Source organism: Actinosynnema sp. NPDC050801 (assembly GCF_040673975.1).
Classification (GTDB): Bacteria; Actinomycetota; Actinomycetes; order Mycobacteriales; family Pseudonocardiaceae; genus Actinosynnema.
Genome location: NZ_JBFAQZ010000006.1, coordinates 293,215 through 306,777, shown reverse-complemented (window position 1 = coordinate 306,777; position 13,563 = coordinate 293,215). Strand labels below are relative to the sequence as shown.

Below are 13,563 nucleotides of genomic sequence, written 5' to 3'. Positions count from 1 at the left end.
ATCACCCCTAGGGGGCACGGTGCGCTGGTTGACGCTCACGCTGTTGCTGCTGGCCACGATGACCACCCCCGCGACCGCCGCGCCCGCGGTCGGCCGGGCCCACGAGCCGGGCAACGGCCCGGAGCGCAACCAGGTCGCCGCTGTCGACCCGCCGCTGCACGCCACCGCGCGCGGCGACAACTGGCCCGACGCCAACCCCGGCTACCCGCGCCGCACCCGGCTGCGCGTGTACCCGGAGGACCAGGCCGACCGGGCGATCAAGCTCGGCCTCGCGCCCTACCACTCCCTCGCGCCACGCCTCAACGACCTGCAACGGCGCAGCGACCGGGTGTCCGTCGAGGTCGTCGGCAGGTCGACGGCGGGACGCGACCTCTACCTGGTCACGCTCACCGCGCCGGAGAGCCCCGCGGAGACCCGCAGGCAGGAGGCGTGGCGCGACCGGATCGAGAACGCGCCGGCGTCCGCCGCCCGCGACATGTTCCTCCGCGCCGGCTACAAGGCGCCGGTGTGGGTCAACGCCAACATCCACGGCGACGAGTGGGAGGGCACCGACGGCGCGCTGCGCGTGCTCGAAGACCTCGCGTTCGCCTCCGACCCGGCCACCCTGGAACTGCTGCGCCGCCACCGGGTGCACGTGAACCTGACCGCGAACCCGGACGGGCGGGTGGCCGGGACGCGGGCCAACGCCCGCGGGTTCGACCTCAACCGCGACTTCGCCACCTCGTCGCAGCCGGAGTCGCGGGCGATGCGGGACGTGGTCAAGCGCATCCAGCCGCTGCTGGTGCTGGACGAGCACGGGTACGTGGCCAACACGCTGATCGAGCCGACCACACCGCCGCACGGCCAGAACTACGACTTCGACCTCTACATCGGGCACGGCTACGCGGGCGGCCTGCGCATGGAGGACGCGGTGCGCGGCCTCGGCCACCCGGAGGCGGCCGAGCCGGAGATCCCGTTCCGGGACTACGAGCCGGGCGTGTGGGACGGCTGGGCGCCGATCTACACCGCCCAGTACTCGATGTACCACGGCGCGGTGTCCTACACGATCGAGATCCCCATGCGCGTGAACCGGGCCGACTACACGACGCAGCCGGTGACCGAGTTGCGGCGGCGTTCGGCGATCAACACCGACGTGGTCGAGGCGACGATCCGCAGCGCCCTCGCGTACGTGAAGGAGCATCGGCTCCCGATGGTGGACAACCAGATCGAGATGTTCCGCCGCGGACTGGCCGGCGAGCCGCAGCGGGCGGTGCCGGACGGTTACGTGCCCGGCTTCGGCCCGGAAGACCGCTACACCACAGAGTTCCCGCGCGCGTACGTCATCCCCGTGGGCGACGGGCAGCGGTCCGGGCCGGCGGCGGCCAGGCTGGTCGACCACCTGCTGGCGCACGACGTGCGGGTGCGGCGGGCCGACCGGGCGTTCACCCTCGGCGACCGGTCCTACCCGGCCGGGTCGTACGTGGTGGACCTGCACCAGCCGAAGCGGGCGCTGGCCAACGTGATGCTGGAGGCGGGCCGGGACATCTCCGACCGGGTGGACGTGATGTACGACATCAGCGGCTGGAGCCACCGGCTGCTGTGGGGCGCTTCGGTCGACGTCGTGCGCGACGGGCCGGTCGACGTGCGCGGGCGCGACGTGGTGGCGGCGTCGCCGACGGGGTCGGTCGGCGCGCCCAGGGGCAGCGACCTGGCGCTGGTCCTGGCCGACGGCAAGGACGCGGCGGCGGTGAACGACCTGCTCGGGCGTGGCCTGGAACTGCGCAGGCAGGACGACGGCACGATCGTGGTGCCCGCGTCGGCGCGGTCGGCGGCCGAGGAGGTGGCCGACCGGTACGGCGTCCGGTTCACGTCGGCCACGCCCGGCGGTGCGCCGCTGCGGCGTCCCGTGGTGGCCGGCGCGGTGGCGGCGGACGAGCTGAAGGCGTTGCGGGACATGGGGTTCGACGTGCGACCGGTGTCCACGGCGACGGTGGACGCCGGGTTCGACCTGTCCGGGGTCGACGTGCTGGTCGTGTCGTCCGGGTTGCGCTACGACCAGCTGGGCGCGCCGGCCAGGGCCGCGGTGGACGGGTTCCTGGCCCGCGGCGGCGTGGTGACGCGCGGCGCCACCGGCGCCCGGTTCAACGCCGACGCGGGGGTGCTGCCGGTGCGCGCGGTCGCGGGTCGTGAGGACGCGAACGGGGTCGTGGCGGTGGTGGACGAGACCGGCGCCGTCGACCACTCGTTCGTGTACGCGCCGCACTGGTTCACCGACCTCGGACCGGGGGTGAGCGCGCGGCAGCGGTACCAGGACCTGGTCGCCGGGCACTGGGCCGCGCGCCCCGACGGGTCGGGCGGCCAGGACGAGGCGGCCGGTCGGGCGGCGGTCGTGGCGGGCACGTCGCCGAAGGGCGCGCGGGCGGTGCTGTTCGGCACCGAACCGCTGTTCCGCGACCACCCGAAGGGCCTGTACTGGCAGGTGGCGGACGCCATCTACCGCACCGCGGCGCCCTGACGGCGGGCGTCAGTCCTTGCCGCCCTCGCCGCCGCCGTCCCGCACGATGATCACCACGCGGTCGTCGCTGGAGACCGGCGCGCCGCCCGCCTCCTTGTTCACGGTGCCGGCGAGCGCGGTCGTGTCGTCGAGCATCACCACCGGGCCGAGGCGGCCGAAGCCGTCCGGGCCGTCCATGGTCAGCTCGGGCTTGCCGGTGAAGCTGCCGTCCGGGTTCATCGGCAGGTTGAGCAGGCCCGGCGCGGCGCTCGTGGTCACCATCACCAGGTTCGAGAACGAACCGCAGCCGCCCACCCCGGGCCGCTCCGGCCACGACCACGCCGGGTCGCCGAGCGCCTTGCCCGGCTCCACCCGGTACAGCACGTCGGCGGTCGCGGCCGCGTCGGTCACCCACGTCTTGGACCCGTCTCCGGACACGCACAGCCCGCCCGGCGACCTCAGCCCGCTCGCGAGCACCCGGGAGCCCTGCGTCGGGTTGCCGCGCGCGGGCTGGCCGGTGCCGTCGATCCGCAGCACCTTCCCGGCCAGCGAGTTCGGGTCGGCCGCCGCGGCCGGGTCGCCGCCGTCGCCGGTGGCCACCAGCAGCGCACCGGAGCGGTCGTAGGCGAGCACGCCCCGGTTGCCGGTCCGGCCCTTCGGGATGCCGGTCAGCACCGGCTTCGGCACGTCGCCGGGCGCGAGCCGCATCACCCGGTTGTCGGTCGCCGTGGTCACGTACACGTAGACCAGCTGGTCCTCGGGGTACGTCGGCGAGAGCGTGAGCCCGGTGAGCCCGCCACCGCTGGAGGCGTCCACGTCGAACTTCGCCACCTCGACCGGGTCGACGTCCTTGGTCACCTTGAGCAGCCGGCCGGTGGTCCGCTCGGTCGCCAGCGCGGTCACCGCGCCGGTGGTCTGGTTGATGTCGGTCAGCGCCACCCCGGAAACGGGGTTGAGGCAGGTGCCGACCACGGCCGGGCTGAAGTCCTTGCAGCCCTGCGGCGGCGGCACGGGGGTCTGCTGCTGGCCGGGCTGCCTGCCGTCGGCGGGCCCCTTCGGCAGCTCGCCGGGCAGTTCGGGCACCGGCCCGGCCTGCGGCGTCAGCTGCACGGCCGCGCTCCACCCCGCCGGTCCCGGCTGCTCGGGGAAGCTCGCGCAGCCCGCGGCCAGCAGGCCCAAGGCCGACCCGATCAGCACTCCACGCAGTCGCGACACGGGTCCCAGGTTAGGCGCGCGGCCGTGAACGCGAGGTGAGCGGCCCTTCCACCTCGTCCCGCAGTGCCCGCTGCACGGCGTCCGCCCGGTCGAGCAGCAGCTCCAGCTCGTCCACCACCACCCGCGGGTCCTCCAGCGGCAGGAAGTGCGTGTTCGGCAGCACCCGCACCCTGGCCTGCGGCAGCGCGGCGACCGGGCCGAGCACACCGTCGGTCGAGGCCAGGAAGTCGTACCGGCCCGCCAGCACCGTTGTGGGGCACGTCACGCCGGTCAGGTCGAGCCGGGGCGCCCGGCCCAGGGCCAGGGCCAGCGTGAAGTACCAGCGCCAGTCGTGCCGCAGGTACCGGCGCAGCGACCCGAGCAGCGGCCCGCCGACGTCCGGCACCGGCACGCGGTGCAGCACGGCGTCCAGCAGCGGCCCGGCCGCCTTCAACGCCGTCACCCCGCCCACGCCGATCAGCCGCCGCACCGGCGGTGGCACGCCCGGGAAGCCGAGCACGTCCGCGAACGTGTCGCCCGGCGCGCCCGCCACCAGCATCAGGCCGCTCACCCGGTCCGGGTGCCGCAACGCCAGCTCCGCGGCCACCGTGACGCCCATCGACCAGCCCATCACCACGCACCGCTCGATCCCGCCGTCGTCGAGCACGGCCAGCGCGTCGGCGACGTGGTCGGCCAGCTCGATGCGGGCGGGGTCGGCGGGCCGGTCCGAGTCGAGGGTGCCGCGGTGGTACCAGCTGTGCACGCGGGCCGACGGCAGCTCCGGCCACAGCGTGGGAACCGCGCCGAGCCCGGGGCTGAGCAGCACGTCCGGCCCGTCGCCGTCGGTGCGCCACAACCTGATCCGCGTGCCGTCCGCGGAGTGGACGTCGTGCTCCCGCATGGCGGCCAGTGTGCCGTAACGTGCGAACCCGTGAGCCTCACCGTTCTGGTCCCCGACGACCTGGGTGTCCGCGTGCTGTCCGACGTGGAGGGTGTGCGCCCCCTCCGCTACGAGCCGGGGCAGCCGCTGCCGGCCGAGGCCGCGCGGGCGGAAGTCCTGGTGCCGAAGTTCCTCACGGGCGCGGACCCTCGGGACGTGTTCGCGCAGCTGCCGTCGTTGAAGCTGGTGCAGCTGCTCTCGGCGGGCGCCGAGCGGTTCATCGGGGTCGTACCCGATGGGGTGATGCTGTCGACGTGCCGCGGCGCGCACGGTGGCAGCACGGCGGAGTGGGCGATCGGCGCGCTGCTGGCGATCTACCGCGACTTCCCGGTGTTCGAGCGGGCCAGGCAGGAGCGGCGCTGGGACTACCACTTCACCGACACGTTGCAGGACAAGAAGGTGCTCGTGGTCGGCGCGGGTGACCTGGGCGAGCAGTTCCGCCGCAGGCTGGAGCCGTTCGACGCGACCGCGACCCTGGTCGGCCGCACCGCGCGGCCCGGTGTGCACGGCGTGCACGAGCTGCCCGACCTGCTGGGCGGGTTCGACGCGGTGCTCGTCGTCGTGCCGCTGACCGAGGAGACCACCGGGATGGTCGACGCGAAGTTCCTCTCCCGGATGAAGGACGGCGCGATCCTGGTCAACGCGGCCCGCGGCGCGGTCGTCGACACCGACGCGCTGGTGGCCGAGCTGACGTCGGGGCGGCTGCGCGCGGCGCTGGACGTGACCGAGCCGGAACCCCTGCCGTCGGACCATCCACTGTGGACGGCGCCGGGCCTGTTCCTCACGCCGCACGTGGCCGGCAGCTGCACGGGCAGCGCCGACCGCGCGTACGCGGTGGCGGCCGCCGAGATCGCGCGGTTCGCCCGCGGTGAGCGGCCGGCGAACCTGGTCGAGGGTGATTATTAGGCCATTCGGGTGTACGTACACCCCGAAACGGACGCTCGCGGACGTCGTCCGAACCTCCTAACGTGCGGGTGCGTGGCTACTCACGACGACCGCTCGAAAGCATCGGGCGGCTACTCCGACGACGGGTTCTACTCGACGAGTGGCGTGGGCGGAGGAGTTCACCACTTCGACGACGGCACGCGGACGATCGACAACAGCGCGTTCACCAAGGACACGACCGCGTTCGACGCGACCGGCTACACGCCGGTAGCCGACCTGGACGACAAGCCCGCGCACTACGAGACCTTCGACGACGAGGACGAGCGCAGGAAGTTCGGCTGGACCGCGAGCGCCGACATCGGCCTGCTGGTGCTGCGGCTGGCCCTGGGCGGCGCGTTCGTCATGCACGGCCTGCAGAAGGTGTTCGGCCTGTTCGGCGGGCCGGGCATCGACGGGTTCGCCCAGTACCTGCAGTCCGCCGGGTTCCGCGAGGCGCGGATCCTGGCGTGGGTCACCGGGGTGACCGAGCTCGGCGGCGGCGCGCTGCTCGTCCTCGGCCTGTTCACCCCCCTGGCCGCGGCCGGCGTGCTCGGCGTGATGGCGAACGTCATCGCGCTGAAGTACCGGGGCGGGTTCTTCGCACCCAACGGGGTGGAGCTGGAGGCCGTCTACGCGGCGATGGCGTTCGCCGTGCTGTTCGCCGGCCCCGGCCGCGCGGCCCTCGACTACAACCGCAGCTGGTTCCGCCACCCGCTGCTGTCCGGCTTCATCTGCCTCATCCTCGCCGCCGGCGCCACCGCGGCAACCCTCTACGTGTTTAGGTGACATGGCCGCTGCTCCGCAGACGGCGGCTCGGTCGCCTGGCTAGGGCAGATCTGCCGCTTCGCGGCGGGCAGACCGTTCGCGCCTGATTTCCCGGCGATCGAAGAGCGTGATCGCCGGGAAATGAGTCGCGAACGGTCGACGCGACCTCGCGTGGTGGTGCCCGTTCGTCGGGCCGTGTGACCAGGGTGTGGAGACCGGCCGGCGGATCATCCGGCGGCCGGTCTTCCGGTTTCCGGCTAATTCACTTCGCGGACGGCGCCCGTGGAGGCGTCGGTGGTCATGCGGGCGTAGGCGCGCAGGGCGGCGGTGACCGGGCGGACGCGGTCGGTCGGTTGCCAGGGCCGTTCCGAGGCCTCCACCTTGGCCCGCCGCTCGGCCAGCACCGACTCGTCCACCAGCAGCTCCAACCGGCGCTCGTGGATGTCGATGACGATCCGGTCGCCGTCCTGGACCAGGCCGATCACGCCGCCGCCCGCCGCCTCCGGTGAGACGTGGCCGATCGACAGGCCCGACGTGCCGCCGGAGAACCGGCCGTCGGTGATCAACGCGCACTTGCGGCCCAGGCCAGCACCCTTGAGGAACGCGGTGGGGTGCAGCATCTCCTGCATGCCCGGCCCGCCCGCCGGACCCTCGTAGCGGATCACGAGGACGTCACCGGGCTGGATCTCCTTCTTCAGGATCACCGAGACGGCCTCCTCCTGGGACTCCACCACCCGCGCCGGCCCCTCGAAGTGCCACAGCTCCTCGTCGATGCCCGCCGCCTTGATCACCGCGCCGCGCTCGGCCAGGTTGCCGCGCAGCACGGCCAGGCCGCCGTCCTTGGTGTAGGCGTGGGCGACGTCGCGGATGCAGCCGCCGGCCGCGTCCGTGTCGAGCTTCGACCACCGGTTGGACGTGGAGAACGCCTCCGTCGTGCGCACGCCGCCGGGCGCGGCGTGGAACAGCTCGACGGCCCGCCGGGAGGGCGACGTGGCCCGCACGTCCCACTCGCCCAGCCACGACGCGATGTCCGGGCTGTGCACGGTGTGCACGTCCTCGTTGAGCAGGCCGGCCCGCCACAGCTCGCCCAGCAGGGCCGGGATGCCGCCCGCCCGGTGGACGTCCTCCATGTGGTAGTCCGAGTTCGGCGACACCTTCGACAGGCACGGCACGCGCCGGCTCAGCGCGTCGATGTCGGCCAGCGTGAAGTCGACCTCGCCCTCCCGCGCGGCGGCGAGGATGTGCAGCACGGTGTTCGTCGAGCCGCCCATCGCCATGTCCAGCGCCATGGCGTTCTCGAACGCCCTGCGGTTCGCGATCGAGCGGGGCAGCACCGACTCGTCGTCCTGCTCGTAGTACCGCTTGCACAGGTCCACGACCGTGCGGCCGGCCTCGGCGAACAGCTCGCGGCGCGCGGCGTGCGTGGCCAGCGTGGAGCCGTTGCCCGGCAGCGCCAGGCCCAGCGCCTCGGTGAGGCAGTTCATCGAGTTCGCGGTGAACATGCCCGAGCACGACCCGCAGGTCGGGCAGGCGGACCGCTCGACCTCGGCCAGACCGGCCTCGTCCACGTCCGGCGAGGCGGACGCGGAGATCGCGGTGATCAGGTCGGTCGGCGCGACGGCCACGCCGTCCACCACGACCGCCTTGCCCGCCTCCATCGGCCCGCCGGAGACGAACACCACCGGGATGTTGAGCCGCATCGCCGCGTTGAGCATGCCCGGCGTGATCTTGTCGCAGTTGGAGATGCACACGATCGCGTCGGCCTGGTGCGCGTTGACCATGTACTCGACCGAGTCGGCGATGATCTCCCGCGACGGCAGCGAGTACAGCATCCCGCTGTGCCCCATGGCGATGCCGTCGTCCACCGCGATCGTGTGGAACTCGCGCGGCACCCCGCCCGCCTCGCGGATCGCCTCGGCCACGATGTCCCCGAGGTCGCGCAGGTGCACGTGCCCCGGCACGAACTGCGTGTAGGAGTTGGCGATGGCCACGATCGGCTTGCCGAAATCGCTGTCGGTCATGCCGGTCGCGCGCCAGAGCGCGCGTGCGCCCGCGGCGTTGCGGCCGTGGGTGGTGGTGCGGGAACGGAGCGGTGGCACGGCTCCTCCAGAAGTCTTTGCCAAAAGATTCGCGTACGACGCGCGCGCGGGGTGGAGGGCGCGGAATGCGGGAGCGGTGCCTCAGAGGGTACTCCGCCGCAACGCGCCGGCGACCAGCACGGCGGCGAGCGCGAGCGTGATGACGTGCACGGCCGTGCACCACAGGCAGATCTTCCCGATCAGCAGGAACTCGGCGGCCACGAGGTACACCACGAACAGCACGCCGACGCCGACGGACGCCAGCCGCGCCCAGTGCCACACCTCGCCGCGCCAGGCGAACGGCAGGCACGCGACGGTCAGGAACGCGAAGAACGCGAGCCCCAGCACCGCGACCGGGATGCCGAGCAGCTCGGACTGCTCGCTGGTGGTCACCGTGCCGCAGTCGATCACCTCGCCCTCGGCGCACAGCAGCGCGCCCGCGGTGAAGTGCGCGACGGTGAGGTAGGTCGAGACGGCCAGCCCCGCCACGGACAGCGCCAGGCTGACGACGGGCACCCACTGTGTGCGAGAACTCACTCCTCGGACTTTACGGGCGGCGGCGTTGCGTCCCCGTCAGCCTCGGCGGGCTCGTCCTCGGTCGCCACGACCGTCGGATCGGCCACGCGACCCCCGCTGACCTGCGACAACATCGGCAGGTGCGCGGCGCGGACGGCGGGCAGCCGCACCAGCGAGTCGTCCGCGAGCACGGCCGACAACCACCCCTTCGGTACCACCTTGATCGCCTTCACGTCCGACCACGGCACTTCCCGCCGGCCGAACGTGCCCCGCGCCACGATCCGCTCGCCGTCCACGGACGTCCGGTTGCGCAGCACCCACCACGCGAACGCCGCCGGGAGCAGGTAGAGGACCTGGAGACCGGGAACGCCCCAGGCCACGGGCGTCGCGCAGATGGCGGCGGACCCGGCGGCGAACAGGGCCGGGGTGGGGATGCGGAACACGACTTTCGGCACCCCTGAGATGCTGCCACCTCCTCGTCCGAGCGGGTGACGCCGACCCACTCCCACGCACGTGGAGGGGTCCACGATCCGGGAGTGCCGTCCCGCACAGTTGACGCTCCACCTCCTTGACGGTTAACGTCAGCCCCATGCAGCGCAACCTCGTTCTCGTACTTCCCAGGCGCGTCGACGCCTAGGCATTCGAGCTTGCGTCGACGCGCGACCCTCGTGCGACCCGTCCGGGTTGGCGAGGGTTTTTTCGTGCCCGGACCGTGCATTCTCCTTACCCACGAGGCAGACAGATGACCAGCGCAACCTCGCGACCGGCTCCCGGAGAGTCGTCGTCGCCCCGCCCTGGACCGCGGCCGAAGCCGGCCCCGCCGAGCGGCGCTCCCATCCGCGTGACCGGCGCCCAGTCCCTCGTCCGCTCACTGGAGGCAGTGGGCTGCGAGGTGGTCTTCGGCATCCCCGGCGGCACGATCCTGCCTGCCTACGACCCGCTCCTCGACTCCACCAAGGTGCGCCACATCCTGGTCCGCCACGAGCAGGGCGCGGGCCACGCCGCGACCGGGTACGCGCAGGCCACCGGCAAGGTCGGGGTCTGCATGGCGACCTCGGGCCCCGGTGCGACCAACCTCGTCACGCCCCTCGCGGACGCCAACATGGACTCCGTCCCGGTGGTCGCCATCACCGGCCAGCAGTCCCGCCCGCTGATCGGCACCGACGCGTTCCAGGAAGCCGACATCTGCGGCATCACCATGCCGATCACCAAGCACAACTTCCTCGTCACCGACGCCGCGGACATCCCGCGCGCCATCGCCGAGGCGTTCCACCTGGCCTCCACCGGCCGACCCGGCCCCGTCCTGGTGGACATCCCCAAGGACGTGCTGCAGGAGATGACCTCGTACTCCTGGCCGCCGGAACTGCGCCTGCCCGGTTACCGGCCGACGACCCGGCCGCACGGCAAGCAGGTGCGCGAGGCCGCGAAGCTGATCGCCGCGGCCCGCCGCCCCGTCCTCTACGTCGGCGGCGGCGTGATCAAGGCCGAGGCGTCGGCCGAGCTGCTGGAGCTGGCCGAGTCGACCGGCATCCCGGTCGTCACCACGCTGATGGCGCGCGGCGCGTTCCCCGACTCGCACCCGCAGCACCTGGGCATGCCCGGTATGCACGGCACGGTCTCGGCGGTCGCCGCGATGCAGAAGTCGGACCTGCTGGTCGCCCTCGGCGCGCGGTTCGACGACCGGGTCACCGGGCAGCTCGGCTCGTTCGCGCCGGACGCGCAGGTCGTGCACGCCGACATCGACCCGGCGGAGATCTCCAAGAACCGCCGCGCGGACGTCCCGATCGTGGGCGACTGCAAGGAGATCATCAGCGAGCTGGTCGACGCGGTCCGGGCGGAGAAGGAGAACGCGGCCACCACCGTCGACCTCACGCCGTGGTGGGCGCAGCTGGACGCGCTGCGCGAGACGTTCCCGCTGGGCTACGACTGGCCCGACGACGGCACGCTGTCGCCGCAGTACGCGATCGAGCGGATCGGCGCGCTGACCCCGGCGGACACCCTGTTCACCGCGGGTGTCGGCCAGCACCAGATGTGGGCGGCGCAGTTCATCAAGTACGAGTCGCCGCGCACGTGGATCAACTCGGGCGGCCTCGGCACGATGGGCTACGCGGTGCCCGCCGCGATGGGCGCCAAGGCTGGCGTGCCGGACGTCCAGGTGTGGGCGATCGACGGCGACGGCTGCTTCCAGATGACCAACCAGGAGCTGGCCACCTGCGCCATCGAGGGCATCCCGATCAAGGTCGCCGTGATCAACAACGGCAACCTCGGCATGGTCCGCCAGTGGCAGACGCTGTTCTACGGCGAGCGCTACTCCAGCACCGACCTGGGCACGCACAAGCACCGCATCCCCGACTTCAAGCTGCTCGCCGAGGCCTACGGCTGCGCCGGCCTGCGCGCCGAGTCGCGCGAGCAGGTCGACTCGGTGATCCAGCAGGCCATGGAGATCAACGACCGGCCCGTCGTCATCGACTTCGTGGTCGGCAAGGACGCCCAGGTGTGGCCCATGGTGGCGGCCGGCACCGGCAACAGCGAGATCATGGCCGCGCGTGGCATCCGCCCGCTGTTCGACGAGGACGAGTGACGAGATGACTAGGCACACCCTGAGCGTTCTGGTCGAGGACAAGCCCGGTGTCCTCGCGCGGGTCGCGGGCCTGTTCTCGCGGCGCGGGTTCAACATCGAGTCGATGGCCGTCGGCCGCACCGAGCACCCGGACATCTCCCGGATGACCATCGTGGTGTCGGTCGAGGAGCTGCCGCTGGAGCAGGTCACCAAGCAGCTCAACAAGCTCATCAACGTCATCAAGATCGTGGAGCTGGAGCCCGCCGCGTCGGTGCAGCGGCAGCTCCTGCTCGTCAAGGTGCGCGCCGACGCGACGGTGCGCAGCCAGGTCCTGGAGACGGTGCAGCTCTTCCGCGCGAAGGTCGTCGACGTCTCCCCGGAGGCGGTCACCGTCGAGGCCACCGGCACGTCTGAGAAGCTCGACGCGCTGCTGCGGATGCTGGAGCCCTACGGGCTCCGCGAGATCGTCCAGTCCGGCATGGTCGCCATCGGCCGTGGCGCCCGCTCCATCACCGCGACCGCGGTGCGCTGATTTTCCGGTTCCGAGGAAGGAAGTACCACCAGTGAGCGTCGAGATCTTCTACGACGACGATGCCGACCTGAGCATCATCCAGGGGCGCAAGGTCGCGGTCATCGGCTACGGCAGCCAGGGCCACGCGCACGCGCTGAGCCTGCGCGACTCCGGCGTCGACGTCCGGATCGGCCTCCCCGAGGGCTCGAAGTCCCGTGCCAAGGCGGAGGAGGAGGGCCTGGCCGTCGGCACGCCCGCCGAGGTCTCCGCCGAGGCCGACCTGATCATGATCCTGGCGCCGGACACCGCCCAGCGGCACATCTACGCCAACGACATCGCGCCGAACCTGAAGGACGGCGACGCGGTCTTCTTCGGCCACGGCTTCAACATCCGCTACGGCCTGATCACCGTGCCGTCCAACGTGGACGTGGCGATGGTCGCGCCGAAGGGCCCGGGCCACCTGGTCCGCCGCCAGTTCGTCGACGGCAAGGGCGTGCCCGCGCTCATCGCGGTCGAGCAGGACGCCTCCGGCAACGCGCAGGCGCTCGCGCTGTCCTACGCCAAGGGCATCGGCGGCACGCGTGCGGGCGTCATCAAGACCACGTTCAAGGAGGAGACCGAGACCGACCTGTTCGGTGAGCAGGCGGTCCTCTGCGGTGGCGCGTCCGCGCTGGTGCAGGCCGGTTTCGAGGTGCTGACCGAGGCGGGCTACGCCCCCGAGGTCGCCTACTTCGAGTGCCTGCACGAGCTCAAGCTCATCGTGGACCTCATGTACGAGGGCGGCATCGCCCGCATGCGCTACTCGATCTCCGACACCGCCGAGTACGGCGACCTCACCCGCGGCCCGCGCGTGGTCACGCCGGGGGTCAAGGAGGAGATGCGCAAGATCCTGGGCGAGATCCAGGACGGCACGTTCGCCACCGAGTGGGTGAACGAGGACGACGCCGGCCGCGGCAACTACAAGAAGTTGCAGCAGGAGGGCGAGCAGCACCCGATCGAGGAGGTCGGCAAGAAGCTGCGCGGCCTCATGTCCTGGGTCGACCGACCCATCACCGAAACGGCGTAAGATCAGCGGTTTTTTCGACGGGGCCCGCGGTTTGCGCCGCGGGCCCCGGTATACCTAGGCCCCATGACCGACAGCGCGCCCATCTACGACGACAAGGCCCACGTCCGGGGCAACCTCGACCTCGGCGGCGCCGAGTGGATCCGCAGCGACGAGGGGGCCGAGGGGGAGGAGGAGCACGTCGAGATCGCGTTCGTCGAGCACACCGACGGCGTGACGTACACGGCGATGCGCAACTCCGCCCACCCCGACGGCCCGGTCCTGGTCTTCACCCCGGCCGAGTGGGAGGCGTTCATCCTCGGCGTCAAGGACGGCGAGTTCGACGAGCCCTGGTGACCGTTCGCGCCCCGCACGCCCCGCAGGGTCCAAGTAGGACGCGCGTACCGTGTTCCAGCAGGTGAAACGGGGCACCCGGGTGTCAACCGCCGGGCGGGCGCTGACTATGCTCGTTAACAACCCGGACACATTGCCGTGGCCGGCCGGCGCGGGTGACGACCTGCTCGACGGCCCCGCGCTCCCCACCCGTTCACACCTCCGGG

The 13,563-nt window shown here is 72.2% G+C and carries 12 protein-coding genes; 7 read left to right on the top strand and 5 right to left on the bottom strand.

Annotation, left to right across the window (positions count from 1 at the left end; all coding sequences use genetic code 11):
- The first annotated feature begins 19 nt into the window (after nt 1–19).
- The gene (locus tag AB0K14_RS16495; RefSeq protein ID WP_360447054.1) at nt 20–2,494 is read left to right on the top strand and encodes a M14 family zinc carboxypeptidase; all 2,475 of its coding nucleotides are present in this window, start codon (nt 20–22) and stop codon (nt 2,492–2,494) included.
- 9 nt (nt 2,495–2,503) lie between these two features.
- Here AB0K14_RS16495 and AB0K14_RS16490 read toward each other — a convergent pair whose 3' ends face one another.
- Nucleotides 2,504–3,688, bottom strand: coding sequence for a PQQ-dependent sugar dehydrogenase (locus AB0K14_RS16490; RefSeq protein ID WP_360447056.1), 1,185 nt, complete (start codon nt 3,686–3,688; stop codon nt 2,504–2,506).
- Nucleotides 3,689–3,698: 10 nt separating this feature from the next.
- Complete coding sequence (locus AB0K14_RS16485; RefSeq protein ID WP_360447058.1) at nt 3,699–4,568, bottom strand: alpha/beta hydrolase; 870 nt, start codon at nt 4,566–4,568, stop codon at nt 3,699–3,701.
- Nucleotides 4,569–4,598: 30 nt separating this feature from the next.
- Between AB0K14_RS16485 and AB0K14_RS16480 the strand changes: the two genes are divergently transcribed.
- Together AB0K14_RS16480 and AB0K14_RS16475 are read left to right on the top strand one after the other, a co-directional pair.
- Nucleotides 4,599–5,513: a 2-hydroxyacid dehydrogenase gene (locus AB0K14_RS16480; RefSeq protein WP_360447060.1), complete on the top strand. Its 915-nt coding sequence runs from the start codon at nt 4,599–4,601 to the stop codon at nt 5,511–5,513.
- A gap of 72 nt (nt 5,514–5,585) precedes the next feature.
- Nucleotides 5,586–6,317: a DoxX family protein gene (locus AB0K14_RS16475; protein ID WP_360447061.1), complete on the top strand. Its 732-nt coding sequence runs from the start codon at nt 5,586–5,588 to the stop codon at nt 6,315–6,317.
- A gap of 236 nt (nt 6,318–6,553) precedes the next feature.
- On the opposite strand, the gene ilvD is transcribed toward AB0K14_RS16475, so the two are convergent.
- From ilvD to AB0K14_RS16460, 3 genes are all read right to left on the bottom strand, one after another.
- Nucleotides 6,554–8,395, bottom strand: a complete 1,842-nt coding sequence (gene ilvD / locus AB0K14_RS16470; protein WP_360447063.1) for a dihydroxy-acid dehydratase — start codon at nt 8,393–8,395, stop codon at nt 6,554–6,556.
- Between the two features lie 81 nt (nt 8,396–8,476).
- The gene (locus tag AB0K14_RS16465) at nt 8,477–8,911 is read right to left on the bottom strand and encodes a vitamin K epoxide reductase family protein (protein WP_360447065.1); all 435 of its coding nucleotides are present in this window, start codon (nt 8,909–8,911) and stop codon (nt 8,477–8,479) included.
- Nucleotides 8,908–9,345: a PH domain-containing protein gene (locus AB0K14_RS16460; RefSeq protein WP_360447067.1), complete on the bottom strand. Its 438-nt coding sequence runs from the start codon at nt 9,343–9,345 to the stop codon at nt 8,908–8,910. Before AB0K14_RS16460 ends, AB0K14_RS16465 begins: the two co-directional genes overlap by 4 nt.
- A gap of 380 nt (nt 9,346–9,725) precedes the next feature.
- Here AB0K14_RS16460 and AB0K14_RS16455 point away from each other — a divergent pair, with 380 nt between their 5' ends.
- The 4 genes from AB0K14_RS16455 to AB0K14_RS16440 all read left to right on the top strand — a co-directional run bounded on the left by AB0K14_RS16455 (nt 9,726) and on the right by AB0K14_RS16440 (nt 13,360).
- Nucleotides 9,726–11,471 (top strand): acetolactate synthase large subunit, encoded by a 1,746-nt coding sequence (locus AB0K14_RS16455; protein WP_360447593.1) that lies wholly within the window; start codon nt 9,726–9,728, stop codon nt 11,469–11,471.
- Between the two features lie 4 nt (nt 11,472–11,475).
- Nucleotides 11,476–11,982: an acetolactate synthase small subunit gene (ilvN, locus tag AB0K14_RS16450; RefSeq protein WP_360447069.1), complete on the top strand. Its 507-nt coding sequence runs from the start codon at nt 11,476–11,478 to the stop codon at nt 11,980–11,982.
- Nucleotides 11,983–12,013: 31 nt separating this feature from the next.
- A complete protein-coding gene (ilvC, locus tag AB0K14_RS16445) occupies nt 12,014–13,027 on the top strand; it encodes a ketol-acid reductoisomerase (protein WP_360447071.1) in 1,014 nt (337 codons plus the stop codon).
- A 63-nt stretch (nt 13,028–13,090) separates the two neighbouring features.
- On the top strand, nt 13,091–13,360 hold the full coding sequence (locus AB0K14_RS16440) for a DUF397 domain-containing protein (RefSeq protein ID WP_360447073.1): 270 nt from the start codon (nt 13,091–13,093) through the stop codon (nt 13,358–13,360).
- Nucleotides 13,361–13,563: the final 203 nt, after the last annotated feature.